The 23,877-nt window shown below is 37.5% G+C and carries 20 protein-coding genes; 17 read left to right on the top strand and 3 right to left on the bottom strand.

What is annotated here, in order from left to right; translation table 11 throughout:
* The first annotated feature begins 66 nt into the window (after positions 1–66).
* From NSU02_RS01345 to resA, 6 genes are all read left to right on the top strand, one after another.
* Positions 67–1,182 (top strand): IS4 family transposase, encoded by a 1,116-nt coding sequence (locus NSU02_RS01345; protein ID WP_339192845.1) that lies wholly within the window; start codon positions 67–69, stop codon positions 1,180–1,182.
* A 596-nt stretch (positions 1,183–1,778) separates the two neighbouring features.
* Positions 1,779–2,639 (top strand): ABC transporter ATP-binding protein, encoded by an 861-nt coding sequence (locus NSU02_RS01350; RefSeq protein WP_339193900.1) that lies wholly within the window; start codon positions 1,779–1,781, stop codon positions 2,637–2,639.
* Positions 2,640–2,732: 93 nt separating this feature from the next.
* Positions 2,733–3,851 carry an ABC transporter substrate-binding protein gene (locus tag NSU02_RS01355; protein WP_339193902.1) on the top strand — a complete coding sequence of 373 codons (1,119 nt, stop codon included), beginning with the start codon at positions 2,733–2,735 and terminating at the stop codon, positions 3,849–3,851.
* Between the two features lie 15 nt (positions 3,852–3,866).
* A complete protein-coding gene (locus NSU02_RS01360; protein WP_327856021.1) occupies positions 3,867–4,637 on the top strand; it encodes an ABC transporter permease subunit in 771 nt (256 codons plus the stop codon).
* Between the two features lie 84 nt (positions 4,638–4,721).
* Positions 4,722–5,111: a FixH family protein gene (locus NSU02_RS01365; protein ID WP_339193905.1), complete on the top strand. Its 390-nt coding sequence runs from the start codon at positions 4,722–4,724 to the stop codon at positions 5,109–5,111.
* Between the two features lie 19 nt (positions 5,112–5,130).
* Positions 5,131–5,673 carry a thiol-disulfide oxidoreductase ResA gene (gene resA / locus NSU02_RS01370; RefSeq protein ID WP_339193907.1) on the top strand — a complete coding sequence of 181 codons (543 nt, stop codon included), beginning with the start codon at positions 5,131–5,133 and terminating at the stop codon, positions 5,671–5,673.
* Between the two features lie 318 nt (positions 5,674–5,991).
* Here the strand turns inward: resA and NSU02_RS01375 are convergent, their stop codons facing one another.
* On the bottom strand, positions 5,992–7,368 hold the full coding sequence (locus NSU02_RS01375) for an amino acid permease (protein ID WP_339193910.1): 1,377 nt from the start codon (positions 7,366–7,368) through the stop codon (positions 5,992–5,994).
* 2,026 nt (positions 7,369–9,394) lie between these two features.
* On the opposite strand from NSU02_RS01375, the gene NSU02_RS01380 reads away from it, so the two are divergent.
* Genes NSU02_RS01380 through NSU02_RS01390 form a run of 3 tightly spaced genes read left to right on the top strand, consistent with a single transcriptional unit; the run spans position 9,395 to position 11,655 of the window.
* Complete coding sequence (locus tag NSU02_RS01380; protein ID WP_339193912.1) at positions 9,395–10,399, top strand: ABC transporter permease; 1,005 nt, start codon at positions 9,395–9,397, stop codon at positions 10,397–10,399.
* A complete protein-coding gene (locus NSU02_RS01385) occupies positions 10,393–11,187 on the top strand; it encodes an ABC transporter ATP-binding protein (protein WP_339193914.1) in 795 nt (264 codons plus the stop codon). The genes NSU02_RS01380 and NSU02_RS01385 overlap by 7 nt, the downstream gene beginning before the upstream one ends.
* A gap of 24 nt (positions 11,188–11,211) precedes the next feature.
* On the top strand, positions 11,212–11,655 hold the full coding sequence (locus tag NSU02_RS01390; RefSeq protein WP_339193916.1) for a FixH family protein: 444 nt from the start codon (positions 11,212–11,214) through the stop codon (positions 11,653–11,655).
* A 24-nt stretch (positions 11,656–11,679) separates the two neighbouring features.
* On the opposite strand, the gene NSU02_RS01395 is transcribed toward NSU02_RS01390, so the two are convergent.
* Complete coding sequence (locus NSU02_RS01395) at positions 11,680–12,249, bottom strand: TlpA disulfide reductase family protein (RefSeq protein WP_339193918.1); 570 nt, start codon at positions 12,247–12,249, stop codon at positions 11,680–11,682.
* A 243-nt stretch (positions 12,250–12,492) separates the two neighbouring features.
* On the opposite strand from NSU02_RS01395, the gene NSU02_RS01400 reads away from it, so the two are divergent.
* The 8 genes from NSU02_RS01400 to NSU02_RS01435 all read left to right on the top strand — a co-directional run bounded on the left by NSU02_RS01400 (position 12,493) and on the right by NSU02_RS01435 (position 21,973).
* A complete protein-coding gene (locus NSU02_RS01400; RefSeq protein WP_339193920.1) occupies positions 12,493–13,551 on the top strand; it encodes an ABC transporter substrate-binding protein in 1,059 nt (352 codons plus the stop codon).
* Between the two features lie 216 nt (positions 13,552–13,767).
* Positions 13,768–14,811: an MsnO8 family LLM class oxidoreductase gene (locus tag NSU02_RS01405; protein WP_327856030.1), complete on the top strand. Its 1,044-nt coding sequence runs from the start codon at positions 13,768–13,770 to the stop codon at positions 14,809–14,811.
* 23 nt (positions 14,812–14,834) lie between these two features.
* Positions 14,835–16,169, top strand: a complete 1,335-nt coding sequence (locus tag NSU02_RS01410; protein WP_327856031.1) for an LLM class flavin-dependent oxidoreductase — start codon at positions 14,835–14,837, stop codon at positions 16,167–16,169.
* Positions 16,170–16,236: 67 nt separating this feature from the next.
* Complete coding sequence (locus NSU02_RS01415) at positions 16,237–16,494, top strand: glutaredoxin family protein (RefSeq protein WP_327856032.1); 258 nt, start codon at positions 16,237–16,239, stop codon at positions 16,492–16,494.
* Between the two features lie 1,474 nt (positions 16,495–17,968).
* Positions 17,969–18,880, top strand: a complete 912-nt coding sequence (locus NSU02_RS01420) for a LysR family transcriptional regulator (protein ID WP_339193923.1) — start codon at positions 17,969–17,971, stop codon at positions 18,878–18,880.
* Between the two features lie 246 nt (positions 18,881–19,126).
* Positions 19,127–19,651 carry a GNAT family N-acetyltransferase gene (locus NSU02_RS01425; RefSeq protein ID WP_327856034.1) on the top strand — a complete coding sequence of 175 codons (525 nt, stop codon included), beginning with the start codon at positions 19,127–19,129 and terminating at the stop codon, positions 19,649–19,651.
* A gap of 13 nt (positions 19,652–19,664) precedes the next feature.
* Complete coding sequence (locus NSU02_RS01430; protein WP_339193925.1) at positions 19,665–20,831, top strand: amidohydrolase; 1,167 nt, start codon at positions 19,665–19,667, stop codon at positions 20,829–20,831.
* A 143-nt stretch (positions 20,832–20,974) separates the two neighbouring features.
* Positions 20,975–21,973, top strand: coding sequence for a cysteine synthase family protein (locus NSU02_RS01435; protein WP_339193927.1), 999 nt, complete (start codon positions 20,975–20,977; stop codon positions 21,971–21,973).
* Between the two features lie 709 nt (positions 21,974–22,682).
* On the opposite strand, the gene NSU02_RS01440 is transcribed toward NSU02_RS01435, so the two are convergent.
* The gene (locus NSU02_RS01440; protein ID WP_339193928.1) at positions 22,683–23,525 is read right to left on the bottom strand and encodes a LysR family transcriptional regulator; all 843 of its coding nucleotides are present in this window, start codon (positions 23,523–23,525) and stop codon (positions 22,683–22,685) included.
* Positions 23,526–23,877 lie beyond the last annotated feature (352 nt).

Consider the following 23,877-nt stretch of genomic DNA (forward strand, 5'->3'; position numbering starts at 1 on the left):
AAAAAATCCTTTACAATGGAAGTACAGGTGGTTCCTGCCCAAATCCAATCGTAAAGGATAACCTTTATGGACAAGAATACACTAATTTCATCATTTGGTAAATGGGTTTCACCCATAAATATTCAAAAACTTAGCGAACAAGTCAAAGAATTGAAACAGGACTATTACACAAAAAAGCTGACAACAGAAGCCTATATTAAACTTTTATTGGTAGCCCAGCTGCTCGAATTTAAGAGCTTAGAGGAAATGAGTGATGCACTTGTAGACGAAGATCTTCAAAAAGCACTCGGATTTGAATCGATAAGTGCCTCTCAGCTATCCCGAAAAAACAATCAGATCCACCCACTAATTCTTGCAAATTTGTTCTTGGATCTTGTTTGGAAAATTCAACGGTACCATTATCAAAACGGAAAGAATATGCCACTGAAAATCATTGATTCAAGTACACTCCCGTTGAACTTGACCAATTATAAATGGGCAAAATTCCGGAAAACAAAAGCTGGTGTAAAGCTACACTTACGGCTTGTTTTCATGGATAAAGACACCGTCTATCCTGAAAAAGCAGTGATTACGACAGCAAAAGAACATGACCGAAATCAACTCGAAGTCCTAGTGGATGATCAAGAAGCCATGTATGTGTTTGACCGCGGTTATGTGGACTATGAACGTTTTGATCGGATGACAGATGATGGCTATTTCTTCGTTTCAAGACTGAAGAAAAACGCAGTCATTCGTGAAGTCTATACATTTTCACTTCCTGATGATTGTCACGTTCTATCCGATAAAATGGTCTACATTGGTACCACACAAAATCGTACTGAAAATGTCTTTCGTCTACTAGAAGTTATGGACACAAAAGGGAACTTACTTCGTTTCATCACCAACCGATTTGATTTAAAACCAGAAGAGATAAGTGATATTTACCGATCTCGCTGGGCTATTGAACTCTTTTTCAAATGGCTCAAGCAACACGTAGAAATTAAGCACTTTTATGGAATGAGTGAAACAGCTATTCAAAATCAAATTTTCTTAGCCCTGATCACGTATTGCTTACATGTTCTCATTCAATTGGAGATGAAAAGTAAGAAATCCCTACTTCGAATTACTCGTTGGTTAAAGAGAGCTCTGTGGAAACCAGCTTATGTTTGGTTGCGAAAATTTGATGGGCGAGCCAGTCCATAATCTCCCTTTTGTCGTTGTCGCTCTGGTTTAACTGTATATATTTACCAAATGGGCAGTGCCACCTTTCTTTAGGTTTTGTCTTTTTGGAACAAATTCACAAAAAATAATTAACAGAAAATTCTAACTATATTTATGCAATGCTAATGATATTTTATAAAAAAGAAAAATGGCCTTTTCATAAAAAATATTTGTTTCCATCATTAGGCTTGCTCAGTATTCTTATCCCTATTTGGGCGATGGTGCAGCCCGGTCAGCCGGAACCGGTAAGCTATTTTCCTTGGATTGTTCTTGCTTTATGTGTGGTCAGTTTCATTTACTCATGGTTTACCGTGAAAAAGAAGTCGCCAATTTCTGCAAACTTCAGACCGTTGTTAAAAAAAGAAGAATTATAGGAAAAAGGAGGACAGGGTTGGAAACGAAATCGTGAAAATGAAGTGCGGTTTGGCGGGGCAAACTGACTGCGGAATTCAAAGGTCGAAAACGAAATTGTGAAAGTGAAGCTGTTTGTAAAATTGGTTAGTTAGCAGTTAAAGGAAGGGATCAAAGAACAATCAGTAATTTTAAAATTCAAAATCAACTGAGGGAGTGGATCAAAAATGGCAATGGTTCTTAATCGTAGCGCAGAGCAAAAGGAAATCGCAGACCAAAATAAAATTGAAGTTAAATCCATTTATTTTGAGTACGACGGCTTAGAAATCCTGCAAGATATTAATTTAACGATAAAAGAAGGAGAATTTATCGTCTTTATGGGACCGAGCGGCTCGGGAAAAAGTACACTTCTACGATTGCTAATCGGATTGTCCCGGCCTAATAAAGGAGAAATTTTGGTCAATAATCAATTACTTACTGACTCTATACCAGATTGCTCTGTTGTTTTTCAGGACTACTCGCTATTTCCTTGGCTGACAGCGAAAGAAAATGTCATTCTGGCATTAAGGCAAAAGCTGAAAAAATCAAAAACAAAAAAGGAATTAGAACACTTGGCCCAAAGTTATTTGGAATTAGTTCAGCTTAGTCATGCTGTTGATAAATATCCAGGGGAAATGTCCGGCGGGATGCGCCAGCGAGCGGCGATTGCGAGAGCATTATCAATAGGGTCAGATTTGATGTTCATGGATGAACCATTCGGGGCACTCGACCCGTTGACAAGAATACATTTGCAAAATTTAATTCTTCAAGTGAATAGGGAACAGCAGAGAACCATTGTGTTTGTCACACATGATGCAGAAGAAGCGATTTTCTTAGCGGACCGCATTGTCATGTTTACCCCGGGGCCGCCAGGGAGAATTGCGGAAGTGATTGACGTTCCTTTTCCTAAGCCGAGAAATCGGAAACAGCTATATCAAAGCTTAGAATTTGTAAAATTCAGAGATTATGTTTTAGGTGTCATGAACCAAGGCATTTTCGACAAATTAGAGGAAAGTAAGGAAGCTCTTGTGGATGGTTCAGGAATTTAAACCATTCAAAATAATGTCTTAAAATCTGTAAAAATTACAAAGACACATGAATTTTTAGAGTATATAGTTGGAGTGTATTAGAGGAGGAAAAAAATGAAAAAGAAAAATTGGCTAATCGGGATTGGTTTATCAGCTATTTTAGTTTTATCCGCTTGCGGCGGCAAAGAAACTGCAAATGAAGCAGCATCAAAACAAAATGCATCATCAAGTGAAAAAGCTGAAGAGAAGGATAACGAAAAAACATATGAGTTAAAAGTTGGTTATGGTTCAATATATGGTGCACCTCTTGCGGATATTGCCATCGATCAAGGATTTTTTGAAGAAGAGAATTTAAAAGTGGAAATGGTGCCATTTCAAAGTTCAGCAGACGGATTAAATGCATTGCAGGCAGGAAAAATTGATATCGGCTTAACTTTCGGTTCAACTGCTCCGCTGAATTTTATTGCCCAAGGTTCAAATTTTGAGCTGATTGGCGGTCATATGGAAGGTGGACATCCGATTGTTGTAAAAGAAGAACATAAGGACGAATATAAAACGTTACAAGATTTTAAAGGAAAAACAATAGGTTCTATACCTTTGCATACGAATGATGTTTACTTTAAATCGGAGCTTCAGAAAGCAGGCATTGATATCCATAAGGATGTAAAATTTGTAGAATTTAAAACGTTGTCTGCCATACTTGAGGCTGTAAAAACAGGAAAAATTGATGTCGGGGTATCGGGTACAGCTCATTTAACAAAAACATTGAAATTAGGTTTAGCTCCTATTCTATGGATTAATGATCTGGATAAAAATGCTGCCTGCTGCCGTGTGACGGTAAGAGGCGAGATTTCAGATGATCAAGCAATTGCTTATAAAAAATTTATGAAGGCTCTCATTAAAGCTGAACGTGTGAAATTGGAAAGCCCTGAAAAAAATCTAGAAGCTTCATTAGACAGATTTAAAAATTTACCTAAAGAGCAGATTAATGAAATTGTTAATGAGCCGCATTTAATTAACTCAGCTGATCCGAATAAAAAAGAAACTTTAGAAGTGTGGGAAAGAATGATAAAAATTGGATACGTGAAAGAAGAGGATGCTAAGAAAATCGATGTTAATTCTCATTTGAATCTGACTTTTTATGAACAGGCATTAGACGAACTAATTAAAGAAAATCCAAATGATGAATATTACAAAAAGGTATTAGAAAGATTTAAAAAACAAAATTTATAGGGGAGGAGAGATACTGTGAAAAAGTTTTTACATGTTTATATTTATTCAACTCTGATCGCCGTAGCCCTTCTTGGGCTATGGATTTACATTACAAATTTCACTGAATTGCTTGATCCAGTTATTTTTCCATCTCCTGAAATTGTTGTCATGGCGTTTGTGAAAGCCATTAAGGAATTGTTGCAAGGGTTTGTCAGTTCAATGGGGTTATTAGTTCCTGGTTTTGTGTTATCGCTCGTATTAGGGATTGGCGGCGGTTTATACTTTGGTTTGCATCATCGATTCCGTGCCATTTTAGAGCCGTTTTTCCAGACTTTCAGCCCGCTTCCGCCGACATTGTTTGTTCCGTATGCAATTGCATTGTTTCCATCTTTTAAATCGGCTTCGATTTTTATCTTATTCATTGCAACGTTTTGGCCTATTTTTCTCGGCACGATTCAAGGGGTGCTTTTAATAGACAAACCATACTGGGACAATGCAAAAACAATCGGATTGAAGGGAAAAGACTTGTTTTTGAAAATGATTCTTCCAGCAAGCTCGCCGTTAATTTTGAATGGAGTCGGGACATCTCTCGCATTCGCGTTTATTGTCTTAATAATGGTAGAGATGTTTGGTGCTGAATCAGGAATGGGTCGCTTTATACAGTATTACACCGATTTTACTCAATATGATTTAGTTCTGGCAGGAATTATTTTTAATAGTATTGTCATTCTGATTACCATGATCGTTTTTGAAAAAATCAAAAAGCGTCTGCTGTTCTGGACAAATTTAAAAAATGAAGCCAATTAAAAAAATAATAATTGTAAGACTCTTCTTTTTCCCGGCAATGCGCTGATGAGAAAAGGAAGAGTCTTCGTTCCATAAAGGAGTAGTATGATGCGAATAATAGTTACGGTTCTTGTTCTGTTCATGCTATTGCTGGCTGGATGTTCCAATTCAGCTAATCAACAAAAAAATAGTGAAGAGCCAGAATTAAAAGTGACATTAGAAAGTGATCCAAAACAGATTCAGCTGAATGAAAAAGTGACATTTACTTCAAAAGTGACATACGGGACTGAAAATGTGAGCAAAGAAGCCAAAGTTACGTTTGAAGTGATCGAAAATGGAGTATCTTTCGGCAGATTGCCTGTTGAGCCAAACGAAGATGGAATATATCAATTAGATGTGAAATTTGTTGAGCCAGGTGAACATCAAGTGATTGCTCATGTCGATTATCAAGGCCTTCATGAAATGCCCATTCTCTCATTTCATTTAACGGAGTGAAAGGAGTCAGACTATTTAAATGAATAATAAAAGAAAACAGGTGGTGCTATTCATACGGGGGGTCATCACTTCCATATTAGTTTTAGGAATTGGTTACGCAATTTATAGTAATTTTATTAAGGACAAAGGAGCAACTGCTTCAACTGGAACAACCCTTGCTCCTAATTTTATTTTAATTGATTTAAAAGGGAATGAAGTCAATTTAGAAGATTATCGAGGAAAAGGGGTTCTGCTTAACTTTTGGGCAACCTATTGTCCTCCTTGTGAAAAAGAAATGCCGTATTTGGAATCGGCTTATAAAGAATATAAAGATAAAGGAATTGAAATTCTGGCCGTTGATGTAGGTGAATCAAGAATATTAGTGGATCAATTCGTATCTAAAAAAGGATTGAGTTTTCCCGTTTTGTTGGATTGGAAAGGAGATACAGCCGATCTATACAAAGTTCAAACCCTTCCGATTACTTTTCTCATTAATGAAAAGGGAGAAATCGTGGATAAAATTACCGGCGAAATGACCGAAGAGGCTGTTCGTCAACATTTAGACAGTATCGTTCCGAAATGATGGAATTAAGTGTTGCAGGTATTGAATAATTTGTTCCAAGTGTCATCGCTTCCTCGGCTTTATTATGGCTAATAGCCTGTAAACCTAATAAATGTAATTGAACTATTCAAAAATTTGCAGTCCCCCTTAAAAAGTTTTAAATGCAGCTTGAAAGATCGTTTGAAAATATAGACTCCTTTTCGAAAGATACCAGATCAAAACGAAAAGAGAACCCCTATCAGAGATGGGGGCCTCTTAACGATTGATCAGGCGGTTAGAAAATTGTAAACCGCATTTTTAAAAGTAAGACATTCGATAGCGAACCGCTGTCCAAAACGATCAAGTCTCTTTCACTTCAGCTTCGTTTTGTCTTTTATTCAAGTTGGCAGCGTAATATGCAATGACTAAAATGGCAACCCAAAGCGGACCGACTATTAAGGCGATTCTTGTGTCTGGATAGTAGCCGAGCAGAATTGCGACAAATATGAGAAACGCCCCTGCAATGAAAGTGGATAACGGGTATAGCGGGGTTTTAAATTTGATATTTTTTTGTTGTTCAGGTGTAATCGATTTTCGGAATCGCCATTGTGCTAATAAAATAATAAACCAAGTCAATAAAGCGCCAAATGTTGAGATAGATGCAATCCAAGTAAATACTTGAGCCGGTACTAAATAGTTAAGCAGAACTCCTAATAATAAAACGGCTGATGTAACCATAACCCCTCTAAAAGGAACGCCTTTTTTGTTTAATGTGCCAAATGCCTTCGGAGCTTGTCCATTATGGGAAAGGTTGTATAACATGCGTCCCGAACTGAAAATTCCTGTATTACAGGAGGAAAGGGCAGCGGTTAAAACGACAAAGTTGATAATGCCTGCTGCGGCCGGGATACCGATTTTGTCAAAGGTTAAAACGAAGGGGCTTCCACTTGTCCCGATTTCATTCCACGGATAAATGGACAAAATGACAAACAGCGCACCCACATAAAAAATTAATATACGAAGTAAAGTAGAATTAATGGCTCTAGGCAGCGTTTTTTCAGGATCTTTTGCTTCACCGGCTGTTACGCCGATCATTTCGATTCCTAGAAAGGCAAACATAACCATTTGAAATGACATTAAGACACCTTCAAGACCGTTAGGAAGAAAACCGCCGTGCTCCCACAAATTGCTGATTCCTGTAGGAACTCCGTTATTGCCGAATCCGAACAAAATCATGGCTAAGCCAATAATAATCATAAAGATAATCGCAATAATTTTGATTAGGGCAAACCAGAATTCCAACTCACCGTAAGCACTGACTTGAAGAAAGTTAAAGCTCATCATGATGATTAATGCTGCCAGAATCCAAATCCATCGCGGAACCTCCGGAAACCAAAATTCCATATAGATTCCAACGGCTGTCAGCTCGGTCATACAAGTAATGACCCATACAAACCAATAATTCCACCCTGTAATATATCCTGCCAGATTACCAAGATAATCATTGGCGTATTGGCTGAATGAACCGGCAACGGGATGATGGACAGCCATTTCTCCTAACGCTCTTAAAATGAAAAATAAAATGATTCCACAGAAAAGGTAGGATAACATTATACCGGGACCTGCCAGCTTGATCGAGCTTGAAGATCCTAAAAACAGCCCGACTCCAATTGCAGAACCTAATGCAATCAGAGTAATATGTCTTTCTTTTAAACCTCTTTGCAGCTGATTTTCCATGATCGCTCCTCCTTAAGTTTATAAATGAAATCCCTTTCAATGTTCTGTTGCGAAGGTCATCATATGTCAGATTTTATGATCGAAAAATTTAAGTTATTATTCCCCGCAACTCCTCTTGATAATCAAATTGTGACGCTTACATTTAGATTTGAATAAATTTTATCATACTATATTTCAATTTCTTTTTGTATAAAACGACAAATTTAGGCGTTCAATTTGTCGAATGATACAAAGGAAAAATGTTCAAATCATTTTCCTTACTTCCGTTATTATGATCAAATAAACCTATAGATAAACTATTTAATTCAAGTTTTCCTGCCCTACTGGTTACAAACATGTAAGGCAAAATCGCGAATAAATACTCCGAGAAATCTGCCAATTCCTATTACAACCGGCTGGGAAATTGACAGATGTAATGAAGGCACGGTTTGTTTAAGAACAGAAAAAATAACAAAGTTCAAGTATTACAAGCAAGGCACTGTTGAAAAAGTGTAAAAAATATGAGTGAAACCTTGCTTCAAAAATTAATGTAACAAGTCAAACTGAATTTATTTGTGAAAATGTGCACAAAAAAACGAGACAAGCACCTCAATTTTTGATAATACAAAAATAGCGGCAAGTCTAGACTTCAACCGCTTGCCATCCATCGAGAAAAATGCCAAAGATTCATTGACAAGGTGTTATATAGAGTACAAGCCATGTTTTTAAAATGTTTCGCTATTGGATGAGCATCACGATTTTGCTGTGACTATGAGAAAAGTGAAACAAACCTTTTATTGTCTATTTATTGCTTCTTGATTTTCGTTTACTCTAATTAGAGTGGCAGTATCCTGCCTCTTATTGCGATAAATAGTGCAGTAGCTAAAATGTAAAATAAACATGCTGCAATATTCAATATATTACCATTAATTTTGTTCAGAGTGGTGATTATATTTGGGAAATAGGAAATTTGTGAGAATTTCCTTTCGAGATTAGAAAATGAAGCTGCATTTCACAAATACTGATTTAGGTAAAAATTGGTACAAAAGGAGAGGCAAATTTAAGTTGTGTTGATTACACACGTAAAGAATTGACAGCTTATTCAATCAAGTTTAATTTAGCAGCGAATTTACACATATGATAGAAACCTCAAGCATAGTGTCCGCTACCCCCTAGCGAAAGTTAATGAGTAAATGGTTTTTGCCAGTTTTGTGTTTTTCGTTAAGTTGAGATTCTCCATTTTTAAGATTACTTTTAGTTTCTTGCATTTCATTTTTTATGCCTTTGATTTCCTTCATTAATATTTGAACGTTTTTTCAGGCTCCTCCTTAATTCTTGTGTTCTCTCAATTAGTCTTCATATTAGCAATTGATCTTTACCAAAAGGGTTTTTTGCTCGGGATCCGTGAGATAATCATGGACAAGAGCGGGGGTTTTTATAATTCTTCTGAGAAATCAATTAAATTTCTTGTTAATTGCTATGAGACTATTAAAAAATCTGAAGAGGTTTCAGTATAATGCGGTTCGTTAGACTAATTCCATATTGTATCATACTAAGCATCATGCCAGAGAAGCTATGATTCTTATTAACATTGAACTATTTCCTTAATGATAATTTAACTGCATTTGACTCCTCAACTATCCAGATCATGTACAATGCCCTTATGTTGTTTCGCTTTCATTCCACTAGAAAACTCTCACTTTTATCATTTTTTTCCGCAGCTAACATTCAGGCTTGTTAACCATTTTACCTGTTGCAGTTCTTTTATTTAAAACAGATCTTTCAGATTGGTTTTAAAAACAACGTTATTAAACGTTTTTTGCGAGATTAATAGATTTTTTTTTGGTAAACAAAAATTCTTTCTATCATGGAATATGTTGCTACTCAAAGGATTTGATGATAGGATAAGTCTAAAAATCGACTAAAACAAATTATTCGTACCTGAAAAATAGGAATAATTTTTGTAAAAGGAGATGAGGATCCGTAAAAAAATAATCATCAAGGTGATCCAAATGTTATCCATTACAAGAAAAAAAGGAGGATACAAATGAATGTAGAAGCAGTTGAAAAAATTTCCTTGAACACAGAGGATAAAAAGCCTTTATCCATTAGGGAAAAAACGAAAGTCGCTTTACTACCAGTTGTTATCATCATCACGCTTATTCAACATCAATTTTTGCCTGATAAACAGATCATCTCTGTGCAGACTCAATATAGCTGGCTTTTATTAATTGTTTTATTTTTGTCTATTGTTTTGATTGCCGTTGGTTTTTCTAATAAATCAGTTTTTAACTGGCTGGAGAACAAATCTCCATTTTTAACTTTTGTGTTTGTGATTTTAATTGTTTGGGAGATCATTACGCAAAAATTGAATCTCTTGCCGATGCCCTTTTTTCCATCACCGGTTAAGATTTTTGAAGCAATCATTAAAGATAAAGGTTTACTGGCTATTAGTACTCTTCATTCCTTGAGACTTTTATTTATCGGGTATTTGATCGGGGCATTGGTCGGTTTCATAACAGGTATTCTGCTGGCTTGGTATCAAAAATTCCGTTATTGGGTAAATCCTTTTTTGCGTTTAATCGGACCGGTACCAGCAACTGCATGGATTCCTGTTGTGTTGGTTGTTTTTCCAAACAGTTTTTCGGCAAGTACATTCTTGATTGCGCTAAGTACATGGTTTTCTGTTTCTATTATGACATGGACTGGTGTTGCAAGCGTAAGCAATTCCTATTTTGAAGTTGCAAAAACACTTGGGGCAAATGAAAGATACTTAATTCTTCGGGTAGCTATTCCATCGGCCTTCCCATCTATTTTTGTAGGGCTGTTTATGGGGCTTGGAGTTTCATTCGTCACCTTAATTGTTGCTGAAATGCTTGGGGTTAAGGCAGGACTGGGATGGTATATACAATGGGCACAAGGATGGGCGGAATATTACAAGGTGTACGCAGCATTGTTGATTATGGCAGTTTTATTTTCCTGTATTATTGCAATATTCTTTAAAATCAGAGATCGCATCTTGATTTATCAGAAGGGGATGATGAAATGGTAAGATCGGAAAAAGGTGGACATATTTCTATTCACAATGTGTCACGAATATTTGAAGACAATGCAAAACAAAAAATCGTTACGTTAAATCAAGTGAATTTAGATATTGAACCAGGGGAATTTATTTCTCTTATCGGTCCAAGCGGATGTGGGAAATCTACATTATTACGCCTTATCACAGGCTTAGATTACCCTACAACGGGGAGCATAGCCTTAGATGGTGAAGAAATTAAGGGTCCTCATTATTCCCGCGGCCTTGTATTTCAGGATCCTACCCTGTTTCCATGGAAAACAGTGTGGGATAATGTGGCAACAGGCCTTCAGGCAAGGGGACTTCTGAAGAACAAAAAAGAAGAAGTAGATACATTTATTGATTTGGTTGGATTAAAAGGATTTGAAAAAGTTTATCCTCATCAGCTCTCGGGAGGGATGGCACAACGGGTGGCATTAGCAAGAGCCCTTGTTAATCATCCTAAGGTCCTCCTTCTTGATGAGCCCCTTGGTGCATTGGATGCATTTACAAGAATGAATTTGCAGGATGAAATCTTGCGCATTTGGAAAGAACGGGGAACAACGATGGTTTTCGTCACCCATGATATTGACGAGGCAGTCTATTTAAGCGACCGTGTTATCGTCATGACGCCAAGGCCGGCTAAAATCAAAGAAATTATCAAAATTGATTTGCCCCGCCCAAGATTGAGAAACAGTGTTGAGTTTTTTGAGTATAGATCAAGAATATTGGAAACTTTGCATATTGTCCCTGACATACCGCAACCGGAATATACCATTTAATCAAAAATTGAAGAGGTTTCACCCATGAAAAAAATAAAATTAATTTTCGCTTTTTTCGTTATATGTTCGTTAAGTGTCCTTTTGTTTTGTTGTTCTGAAAATAAAGCATCGGGTGATTTACAAAAAAAAGATAAGTTTACAGAGCCTGTTGAGAGCGGGATGGCCGAAACCGGAACAGATCTAACAATGGAATTCTCAACGAATCCAAAAGAGCTTCAGGTTAATGAGGCTGCTGCGTTATCAGTAAAAGTAACATCTAAGGGGAAAGCTGTTACAGATGCAGAGGTTGTGTTTGAAATTTGGAAGGAAGGACTAAATGAACCACTTTTTATGAATACAAAATCCGATTCTAAGGGAACGTATACTCTTAAAGGACAATTTTCAGAGGCAGGAACTTACAGTCTCATTGCCCATGTAAGTACTTTGTATTCGCACCAAATGCAAACATTCCAATTTACAATCCAATAATAAAAAGACAGCCGTAAAGGCTATCTATGCAGAAGAATCCGTTTGGATTAATTCTTTGGTTCGGGATTCTAAATCGGACCAGGTAAGTCCGCCATATGCTCCGTCGACAATGGTTCCTTCTTGATTAATGAAGAATGTAGCTGGAATGGGCTTGATGTGGTATCGTTTTGCCACACTTCCATCTTCATCAAGAAGCACTGGAAAAACAAATCCAAACTCCTCCGCAAAGATTTTTGCAGCTTGTAAATCATCTATAGAGGTCAAGTTGACAGTCAAAATATGGACATTCTTGCCGTATTCATTGTGCAACTTGACAAAATTGGGTGCTTCCTCGATACAAGGCGGACACCAGGAGGCCCAAAAGTTAAGAACAACGGGCTTGTCAAGATAGTCCTTGAGCTCATGGGTTTTACCGTCAAGTCCTTTTAAGGAAAAGGAAGGAGCTAAGTATCCTATATCCGGGTATTCCTTTTGTTCTGTTTGTCCCGATGCTCTTTTTTCATCGTTCTGATTTGAAAAGAGCTGAGAGTATATCGTGAAGCCAATGAGAAGGAAAAATATGCTAAACAGAAAGATTTGAATGGATTTTTTCATCAATTATCCACTTCCTTGTCTAAATTATATTATTCAGATATGTTTACTATAAATTTAGTTTGAGAGGATGTCAACATAGTTATTTGATTATTTCGAATTTTTTGATTAGTTTGCTAAGACCGAACTCCGGTCTTTGATATAAAAATTCTTGAATCTTAGTAAGGCAGGGGGGCGATTCGATTCTATCAGGGCTAATCTATCATTTTACCGAAAAAATTTAGAATGGGAGGATAGGAGAGGAAAATGAAAAACACATTATCAAAAAAGACAAAATTGCTTTTTGCAGCAGGACTGATTGTTGGAATAAGTGTATTTTCAGGATGTCAATCTGAACAACAAAGCAGCGGGGGGAATGTTGGACAAACCACTGCACAAGGTGATCAGCAACAAGGGGATAAAAAAATCAAAAAAATAACCTTAGCCCACGCAGGTACTTCTCCATGTGAAGCACCGATATTCTCAGCAGAAACAAAAGGTTTCTTCGAGAAAGAAGGATTGGATGTAGAGCTTGTAAAAATGGATTTTGAAACGCTGAAAAATGGAATTGCTTCCGGAAAAGTGGACGCGACTGTCGGGAATTTCGCCTGGTTTAAACCAATTGAACAAGGACTGGATGTGAAGCTGACCGGCGGTTTGCATGCGGGATGTATTCAAGCTGCAACTTTGAAAAGTTCAGGTATTAAAGAAATTAAAGACTTGAAAGGGAAAAGAATCGGGATCGATTTAATAGGGGGAGGACCGCAAATTACTCTAACTATTCAGTTAAAGAAAGCGGGCATTGATCCAAAAAAAGATGTTGAGTGGAAAGTATATCCTGGTCCGCAGCTAGCCACAGCAGCAGAAAAAGGGGAAATTGATGCATTTATTACATGGGATCCGGCTGCCCAAAAGGCACTTGACACAGGAAAATTTCACCGCTTGCTGAGCAATGCTCATGACGAACCATTTAAATCTGGATATTGCTGCTACTCTGTCATCAGCGGACGACTGGCAAAAGCAGATCCTGAAACAGCAGCTGCTTTAACACGAGCACTTTTGAAAGCTGCAGACTGGGTAGGTCACAATACAGGTGAAGCGGGACATATCGTAGCAGATGCAAAACATGTTCCTGTAGATGCTCAAGAAGCAGGAAAACTGATTGGCGGATATCATTGGAAACCTGGTGTGCTTACAGCAGAGGAAAGTGTAAAATTCTTCATTAAAGAACAAAAAGAGCAGGGAATTCTTGAACCGACTACTGATGAGAAAGAACTGTTTGAAAGAATGTTCTTCAAGGCAATCCCTGACTATAACGGTCATTAATCATGGCATAGACCTAAATCCCCCGTCAGACCATCACAGATGGGGGATTTAGTATGTAGTAAAAAATTGTTTTCATTAAAATTTTCTATCAATATATTATATTTTTTCTATCATGGAAACTATTGCCGATGGATGGATTTAGGTGATAGGATTAATCCTAATTAATGTGAACTATTCATACTGAAAAAGTATGAAATGAAAATAGGAGGAAGAAAAATGAGTTATGAGCTTAGCATTTTAGATCAAAGCCCTATCTTTCCGGAAACCTCTGCGGCGGAAGCTTTGCAAGAAACAGTAAATTTGGCCAAAAATGCTGAAAAATGGGGGTATTTACGTTTTTGGCTGTCTGAACATCATTACACGGATCAACTAGCAGGGGCTTCACCTGAAATACTTATATCCTATTTGCTGGCACATACGAAGACGATTCGGGTCGGATCTGGAGGTGTTCTGCTTCAGCACTACAGTCCGTACAAAGTGGCAGAAAATTTCCATGTGTTATCTAATTTAGCGCCAGGGAGAGTAGATTTAGGAATTGGAAAAGCACCTGGAGGACTTCCGCTGTCAACAAGGGCGCTCCAGTATGGAACATTAAACGATGGAAGTGATTTCGAAAGCCGTTTTTCCTTTTTGAAAAAATTAATTGAAGATTCAGTCGAAGAATCCCATCCACTTGCGGGTATTCAAGCAACCCCTCTTCCTCCGATAAAGCCGGAATTAATTTTACTTGGTGCAAGTGCATCGAGCGCCAAGCTGGCTGCTGAATACGAAACACCGTTTGTTTATGGGCTCTTTTTTAACAGTGACCATAACGAACTGGAAAGGGCTGCAAATATATACCATGAACTTTTTCCTAAAGGAAGGTTTATGGTGGGAATTGGCGTCGTAGCTGCTCCTGAACAGCAAGAAGCTGAATTACTAGCAAGGGACTACGGCAAAATTGTGAAAGTTACTTTGCAGAGTGGAAGAACGGTTAGAGTTTTAACAATGGAGCAAGGAGAATTGTTTGGCAAGCAGTCTGGAGAACCTTACAAACTAGAAGAACAGGATTCCAATATTGTATCGGGGACTCCTTCATATGTATTTAAGATTTTAAATGAACTTCACCTTAAATTGGGAATAGATGAGTTTATTTTACACACCCCAATTTTAAAAAAAGAAGAACGATTTAGGTCATTTGAATTGTTGAGCCCTCAACAATTAGAAAAAGGTAATTCGTCAGATAACAACAATGCCGAAAATGGGGAATATGTTTTTTAACTTTATCAAAGGGAGGGTCTATCATGTCGAAGGAAAGAAAATTGAAATTTGGTGTACTTATTCATGGAGTTGGAGGACATATTGCCGCCTGGAGGCATCCGGACGTTCAGCCTGATGCAAGTATCAGTTTTGACTTTTATAAGAGACAGGCACAAAAAGCAGAGGAAGGAAAGTTCGATTTAGTGTTTATTGCAGATGGCTTATATATCAACGAAAAATCAATTCCACATTTTTTAAACAGGTTTGAACCGATTACTATTTTGTCTGCACTTGCTGCGGTTACTTCCCATATCGGTCTGATAGGAACCGTTTCCACTTCCTACAGTGAGCCATTTACAGTAGCCCGGCAATTTGCTTCCCTCGATCATATCAGCCATGGACGTGCAGGATGGAATGTAGTCACGACCCCTCTTGAAAAGACAGCTTTAAATTATAACAAAACGGTTGAAGAACATCCTGATCATCCTACGCGTTACCGCATTGCTGCTGAATTTTTACAGGTGGTCAAGGGCCTGTGGGATTCTTGGGAAGATGATGCATTTATAAGAGACAAAGAATCAGGCGTATTTTTTGATCCTTCCAAAATGCACCGATTAAATCATAAAGGGGAATTTTTCTCTGTTCAAGGTCCCCTTAACATTTCCAGGTCTAAGCAAGGCCACCCGGTTATTTTTCAGGCAGGCTCTTCGGAAGCAGGAAAAGACTTGGCTGCTAAAGAGGCCGATGCAATTTTTACGGGACATCCAACATTAGAGGAAGCGAAGGAATTTTATCGCGATGTGAAAAACAGAGCAAGGGCTTACGGAAGAAATCCAGATGATATTGTTATTTTGCCAGGCTTCTCTCCGATAATTGGCTCAACGGAGGAAGAAGCAGAACGGAAGTACGAGGAAATTGCCAATTTAGTATCGATTGACAAAGCACTTGATTACTTAGGACGATATTTTGATCATCATGACTTTTCCCAATATGACTTGGATGCACCTTTCCCTGACATTGGCGATATAGGTAAAAACAGCTTCCAAAGTACAACAGATCGAATCAAGAGGGAAGCAAAAGAGCAAAATTTAACGCTTCGTCAAGTGGCCTTAAGGGAAACTACACCTAGATCCCCTTTCATTGGAACTCCGGAAAAAATAGCAGACTTAGTGCAGCAATGGTTTGAGGAAAGAGGGGCTGATGGGTTTAACTTAACTGTGACCGTACCAAATACGCTGGAGGATTTTGTAGATCATGTTGTTCCGATCCTTCAGAAACGAGGAATCTTCCGTACTGAATACGAGGCAGATACCTTACGGGGCAATTTAGGGCTTCCCTTCCCTGTAAATAGATATACAATTGAAGCATTAAAACAATAAGATTTATAGAAGAAACTCGGATAGAAAAAGTTCCGTCTAGTAAAATACATTTAAGGAGGCATAACCGTTGAGTAAAGAATTATCCGTTATTGTCTGGTCAAAGCAAAGCTGCAAATATTGTGCAGAGGTCAAAAATTATTTAGAGAATAAAGGTATTCCTTATCAAACAGTGGATGTAACCAATCATGATGAATATCGGGATATTTTGGAGATCAAATACGGTGTTCGTCATGTGCCTGTTGTAGAAATTGGAGAAGGATCCGTATATAAAGGGATAACAGAATTGGGCCTAGAATATCTGGAAAAAGCGCTTGAAAGAACTTAATAACAAAAAGGTTGTTAAAATCCTAGTAAATAGCCAATAAAGCAACATTCCATGATGACAATTTTCCAGCAAATTGATCATATTTAAAATATGAAATGCTGGAAAATTGTCTTTAAGATCTGCCGTATCACACTCCATAAATCTTGGAGGTTTATCATGAAATTCGTTTTATTTAATGAATAAACATTCAAATAGTGTAACAGACAAGACTTTGACAGAGCAGCAAGTATTTCAAAAAGGTATTAAACATCTTTTCCTAAAAATTTGGTTTTGCGGTAATGGTGTTGATGAGAGACATTGTATTTTCCCAACAGCGGTTCTTGAGTGGGCCATTGTGCCAAAAAAATTCAAAAATCCGGCTTCTGACAACTGTTGCCGTTATCATTCTTAATACCGTCCGTGTTATAGAAACAATTTCACGTTGGACAATCTTTCAGCAGGTCGGTTAATATGATCATCGGACAAAGAAATGATCCCAGCCACAATCCGCTTTTGGCATAAGAGAGGATGAGCGTTGGAAATCATCCATTGCGGAGCGATATTACCTTCTTAAAAAGTTATGAAATGAAGAGAACATGTTACGAGGTCCGATAAATACAGACCTCCATTGAAAAAGTGACGATTCTGCCGCAATCGTTTCAAAACAGATGCGAATTTGGCTAAGCAGTGCTTCAAGTAAGCTTTCTAGTGAACCTAACCGAAAAATAGAGACCCGATTTTTTCATCAAATACTTTCATCCTATGGATAAGTTGATTGAACATACCGCGAGAGGCTTGGTTATTACGGCAATGAACCTAAAAAGCCTGATTGGACCGGTGGCAAGAGTGTTGCATATATCGAATACAACGGAGGAAGCATTAAACGATGCCGTCTTTACGATGATGCATAAAAATTCAGAACCTCCAAAGTACAATCATTCGTTTTTTCTCAATCTCGAGGACAATAACAAGAATTTTATAGCTTTAAATAGCATATCTGAAAAATGGAAAAAGGCTGTAAAAATTGTGTTTTAGAGGACTATAAAAAATCTAATTTTTACGAAAAGTCTTAATTTTTTGTTGACAATAAAAGTAAATAAGGTTTATATTAGTAGATAAACAAAATTATTCCCATTGATTTTATAGGTTTTGTCGAAAAATCGGGAGGAATGGAAATGTCAGATGAAAGAAGAATTCACAGAGATTTCATAGCGATTTATTTTTCAGCATGTTGTGATCAATTAATCTTTCTTAGTATTAAACGAGAGTACATGCTGAAAGGTTGTTGATTTTAAAATCCATATGGCCAACCGGAAAACTGGAGGCTCTCAATTCAAGATGATTCTTGGACTGGGTTCCTCCTTTTTAGTTATGAAAAAAGGTTAAATCTGTAACTGATCCAGGCGGGGGAAAACAGGGATTAAGATGGTCTGAAAAGATATCGTTTTTTAGTCTTTATAGTTAATTCATAATTTATAAAGTGGGGATGAAAGATATGAATATTGAATATCTTGAAGCATTTATGTATGTCGTTCATTTGGAGAGCATCCATAAGGCGGCCGACGCATTGTACCTATCCCAGCCGACTATTACAGCAAGGATTAAAACATTAGAACGTGACCTTGGCACACAACTGTTTTTACGAAAAGGCAGAAGTATGATTTTAACAGAAGAAGGGAAAGCATTTATCCCTTATGCAGAACGAATCATCCGCACATACCGCCAAGGGAAAAATTTATTTAAAAAAGAAAACAGAAAAAATGAAATTGTGATCGGGGCCAATATCATTACTTCACAATATTTTCTTCCTTTTGCCCTTCCTCTGTTAAAAAAAGCAAATCCGGAGTTGCGTTTTAAACTTATTTCGGCTTCAAACGAGATCTTGCTCGAAAAACTTCTTCAAAATCAAATTGATATTGCCTTTATGAGAGATACACCCCATCGCGGCATTCACAAGCAGGAGCTTCTTGACAATTCTGTTCGATTAGTTGTTTTTCCAGGTCATCCTTTTGAGCAGCAAAATGGTGTAACGGTTCAGCAGTTAGCCGCAGAGCCATTAGTATTCTTTGAATGTGGTGCCTTTGACTGGAACCGTGTTTACAAACTATTTGAGGTATCGAAGCTGGAGCCCCGTATTGAATTTTTGGTTGATCATCTTGCAGTGGCTAAGTCGATCATTAGAAGCGGAAACGGCATCGGCTTTTTGCCCTACTTAAGCATTAAACAAGAACTAGAAAGAGGAGAACTTATTGAAATTGATATCTCTAATATTATTCAAATTAACCAGCCGATTATTGCTGCCTATTTAGAAAATAGTTTTGATTATTCTAAGATTTGGAATGACATTCTCATAACAGTAGAAATGTTTAATGAAGGAAGACAAAGAGAAAAACAGCTGGCTAGATGATTAAATTTCTTAATGAAAACAATATTTTTTTCTATCAGTAAAAGTATTGATGTTTTTGCTTTTTCAATGTTAGGATACTTGAAAATAATTTAATTAATCTCATCGGAAAACTTAAAATTTAGAAGCGCAAGGAAAGCAAGTCCAATCTTTATTTGGTCGGAGGTGAAAAATAAGCATTTTGTTGCTATCACAATCCCGATGAAAGGGAGGCGAGAAAGTAAAAAAATTAGAAAAGGGGGGTTTACATTGTCAGATCCCAAACTTGCAGAGCAAATTGTTGTATCAGAACTAGCGGAGGAAGATAAAGAAGAGGTGCGTCGTATTTTAGTAGAAAGTTATTTAGAGTACGAAACAGAATATACGGATCCGCAAGTATGGAAGGATTATTTGGAGGAAATTAAGGCTTCGGTTGATAATCCTAAAGTAGATAAAATTTTGGTTGCAAAGAGCGGCAAGGAAGTACTTGGTTCACTGCAGCTGTTTCGTTCATCGGAGCAAGCTTATGGTATACCGGAACTTGACATTCAAGCACCAATCGTGAGGCTGCTTGGTGTTCATCCTAAAGCAAGAGGACGCGGGGTGGCCCAGGAGTTATTAAAAGCCAGTATTGCATATGCGAAAGAACTGGGAGCAAAAAGCTTGTACCTCCATTCAAGCGATAAAATGCATAAAGCGATCAGACTGTATGAATGGCTGGGTTTTAAACGTGATCAGACGAAGGAATTCCAAAAATCAGATTATTTAGTAAAGTGCTTCCGCTTAGATTTATAAGGGGTGTGATCGCATGAATGAGAAAGAATTAGAAACGCGCTTAATCGAGATTAGGCGCCATTTGCATCAGTATCCGGAATTATCAAAAGAAGAGTTCGAAACAACTAAAGCGATTCAAAATTGGCTTCTTGAAGAAGGCATTGAAATTCGCAAGACCAAACTCCCAACAGGTGTTTTTGCAGAAATTAAGGGGAAGAAAAGCGGACCGGTTGTAGCTATCCGGGCGGACATTGATGCTTTGCCGATTGAAGAACAAACAGGGCTTCCTTATGCATCCAAAATCAAAGGAGTAATGCATGCATGCGGCCATGATTTTCACACGGCAGCTGCGATTGGGGCAGCCTATTTGTTAAAGGAATCGGAATCAGAGCTTCATGGCGCAATAAGGTTGATTTTTCAGCCTGCAGAGGAAACAGGAGGCGGAGCTGTCAAGGTGATTAGGGACGGTCAGTTGGATGGGGTTGATGCGATTATAGGACTGCACAACAAGCCGGATCTTCCAGTAGGAACGGTCGGATTGAAAGAAGGGCCATTAATGGCAGCTGTAGATCGCCTGTATGTCACCATTCGTGGCAAAGGAGGCCACGGGGCTCTTCCTCATACAGGAAAGGATCCTGTCGTTGCTTCTGCACACCTAATCACTGCACTGCAGAGTATAGTTAGCCGGAATGTTTCACCATTGGAAAGTGCCGTTATAAGTGTGACAAAAATAGAAGCCGGTAAAACATGGAATGTGATTCCAGAAGAGGTCAAACTGGAGGGGACAGTGAGAACTTTCGATCCAATTATCCGCGAAGAGGTTAAACAAAGGATCGAAACTATAGTAAAGCATGTTGCAGCAGCCTTTTCCCAAGAATCAATTATTTCCTGGTATACAGGACCTCCCCCCCTTGCTAATGATAAAAGGATAACGAAGATCGTAAAACAAACGGCTGAACAGCTTCCGTTAAAGGTAATCGATCCTGAACCATCGATGGCTGGAGAGGATTTTTCAAGTTATTTGCAGCTTGTTCCTGGTACTTTTGCCTTTTTTGGAACAAGCGGTACTGAAGATTGGCATCATCCTGCCTTCACAGTCGATGAGAAAGCCCTTATAAAGGCGGCTTATTTTTTATCTGAAAGTGCGAGAAATTTATTGAATCATATCACTTTAGAAAAATTGCAAACAAGAACCTATTAATCATTCTTTTCTATTAATAGAATATTTTTTCGAATCAGTTAAAGTATTGCTATTTTACGGTTTAACATGATACTTTATTTTCAAACCTCATTATTCAAATCGGATAAATATAAATTTGTAAACAAAGATGGGAGGAAAAGAGCATGAGTAAGGTTGCTACAAACAAAATTAAGAAATCAATTATTGAGTTAGTGGGCAGAACGCCGCTATTGGAACTCGTGAATTATGAAAAGGAACATCAACTGAAGGCTGAAATTGTTGCAAAACTCGAGTACTTCAATCCGGCAAATAGTGTCAAAGATAGAATTGCAAAGGCAATGATTGAAGACGCTGAAAACCGGGGAGTACTAAAAGAAGGAGCTACGATTTTAGAGACGACTAGTGGGAATACAGGAATTGGATTGGCAGCGATTGCAGCTTCAAAGGGATACAAATTGAGAGTTTATATACAGGATGGGGTGAGTGAAGAAAGAACAAAAGTAATTAGGGCATTTGGAACGGAAGTCATACCATTTTCCGATGTTCCACAAATTGCAGAAACAATTGAAGAAACAGATGGGGACTTTGTAAAAGCGATTAATGTTTTCAGGAAGGAAGTCGTTGAAAAAGAAGAAAATGTTGTTTTTTTAGACCAGCTTTCTAACAAAGCAAACCCTAACATTCATAAAGAAACCACAGGTCCGGAAATTTGGGAAGATACAGATGGCAATATAGATATCTTTGTAGCTACTGTAGGTACAGGCGGAACTATTAGCGGTGCGGGAGCGTATTTAAAGTCGAAAAATCCTAATATAAAAGTGGTTGGAGTAGAACCAGGATGGGCATCTATTGCAACTCTAGAAAATCCTGATATTATCGAAATAACAGGTGTACACAGATTTTCAGATGTAGAAGAGGATAGAATTCCGGATAATGTGCATACGGATGTGATTGATGAAATTATAGAAGTTGAAACAAGCCAAGCTTATGAAGCAGCAAGAGCCGTGGCCAAATCCGATGGTATTCTAGTCGGAACTTCCTCAGGTGCAGCCATATGGGCAGCAACGCAGTTAGCAAAACGTCAAGAAAACAAAGGGAAAAGAATTGTTACAATCCTGCCGGATACTGGATTGAGATATTTATCAACTGACCTTTTTGAATAAGGGAAGTAGGGGCAGTTGCTTACAAGAGGGGACTGTCCCCGCTTGCTTTAAAGGTTTTTGAACAACCTATTGTACAATTGGAGGAAGTTTTCTAATTCAATTCAGCCAGACAGTGATTATGTCCAAGCTGATTTCACTTAACTTACAAAGTTCTGATTCTTGCTCAATTTAACGAAGTGCAAGTGTCTCATGTTGACTTTTAACAATTGCATCTATTTTTTCGTATATCCATTAACTACTCTGTTTATTTTTATGAACTTTTATTGCAAAAGCTTCCAGCTTGCACTGTATTTCTTTGCGGTTACGAATCGCGCCGACTATTTCTCCTAATCCTTATTGCCGATTTTATATCATTTACCCGTTTGTTTAAACTTTGTAGTTCTTTAAGAATGAAATTTAGTTTTCTTCCTTATGTTTTCCTTTCTTTACACCTCCTATCGTCTTTCCAAGATTTTTTTTCATTATATATTTATTAAATTGTTTCACCTTTCCTTTCCGGATCAGAGTGCAATAAAAGCGCCGAATATTTAATTTGGATTTTTTATAAGGCCAGAATTTTACTCAACTTTCGCATCTTAAATTTGATAAGTATGTCTTGATATAGTTGGGTAAAGCCGCAGAGAACAGGAGTCATTTATCAAAAGAAAAGAAAGCTATTTTATGAATTCAATCATTCATGATTTTCTTGAAAAAACTTGTTGCTTCATTTTTATAGAGTTAAAAGTTCAACAAATTTGTTAAAAGCTAATGTTTTGGCAAGTGACTTACGAGTGATAAACACAGTATCTACGTTTACGTAGTCCTTATCAATGGGATATGTGTATAGACTTTTTGTTAATTTTGACATAGACTCGGGAATCAAAGAAATTCCAACTCCTGCACGAACACAATTTAAAATAGCTTGTGCGGCGTCTACCTCTATGACATTTTGAATCGTGATATGATAGTCGTTCATGATTCTGGTAAACACTTCTCGATAGTAACACCCTTCTTTAAATACAACTAAAGTGCATTCCTTGTTTTTAAGAGGATTGTCAGGAGTATTGGTGATAAGTACCAGTCTTTCTTTAAAAATAACGTTTTCGGTAAGATCCGGATGATTAACAGGTCCAGCAACAAATGCACCCTCTATATCATGATGTAAGACCTTATCTATTAATTCTTTTGTGGTACCGGTTTGCAATTTAATTTTTACATTAGGATAATTAGCTGAATATTGTTTTAATATGTGGGGAAGACGTACATAGGAGGTTGTTTCCATGGAGCCTATGTTTAATTCTCCATCGGGGATTGCCAGTTTAGTCATTGCTTTTTCAGCTTCGCGACACAAATTTAAAATCAAATTAGCATAGTTAAGAAAGACTTTGCCGTTCGGTGTGAGAATAACCTCTTTTTTGGTTCTTATAAATAATGGAAAACCTAAACAGCTTTCTAATTTATTTAGTCTAGCCGTAACATTGGGCTGTACATATCCAAGCTCTTTTGCAGCCTTCGTAATCCCCTTATTTTTTGCTATTGCTGCAATGATTCTTAAATCTTGTAGCTCAAACATTATTTCTCCCCCATCACTCAAATTGATTCATAACAACAATTATCATTTTTTTCTATTTTACACCATCAAAATGGGGTCATAAACTATTTATAGAAGACAATTTGCGAAATATTAAAAAAATAAATTTTCATCTTTATACAAGTCAATTTCAGATGAATGTAGAGGCAGCTTGAATGAACAACATGATTTCAGTCCAATAATGTGAATTTTAGGATGGAAGGATGGGAACAAGAGAAATAAAAAAGCCGGACAACTGATGTTTCACTAAGTTTTGGGTGATCGTTTTTTCTGCTGCTGACCAAATCGTATGAATGGCATTATTAATTGAATGCCAACAGCTATGATTATTGTA

This window comes from Aeribacillus sp. FSL W8-0870 (assembly GCF_037963755.1).
In the GTDB taxonomy this organism is placed as follows: domain Bacteria; phylum Bacillota; class Bacilli; order Bacillales; family Aeribacillaceae; genus Aeribacillus; species Aeribacillus composti.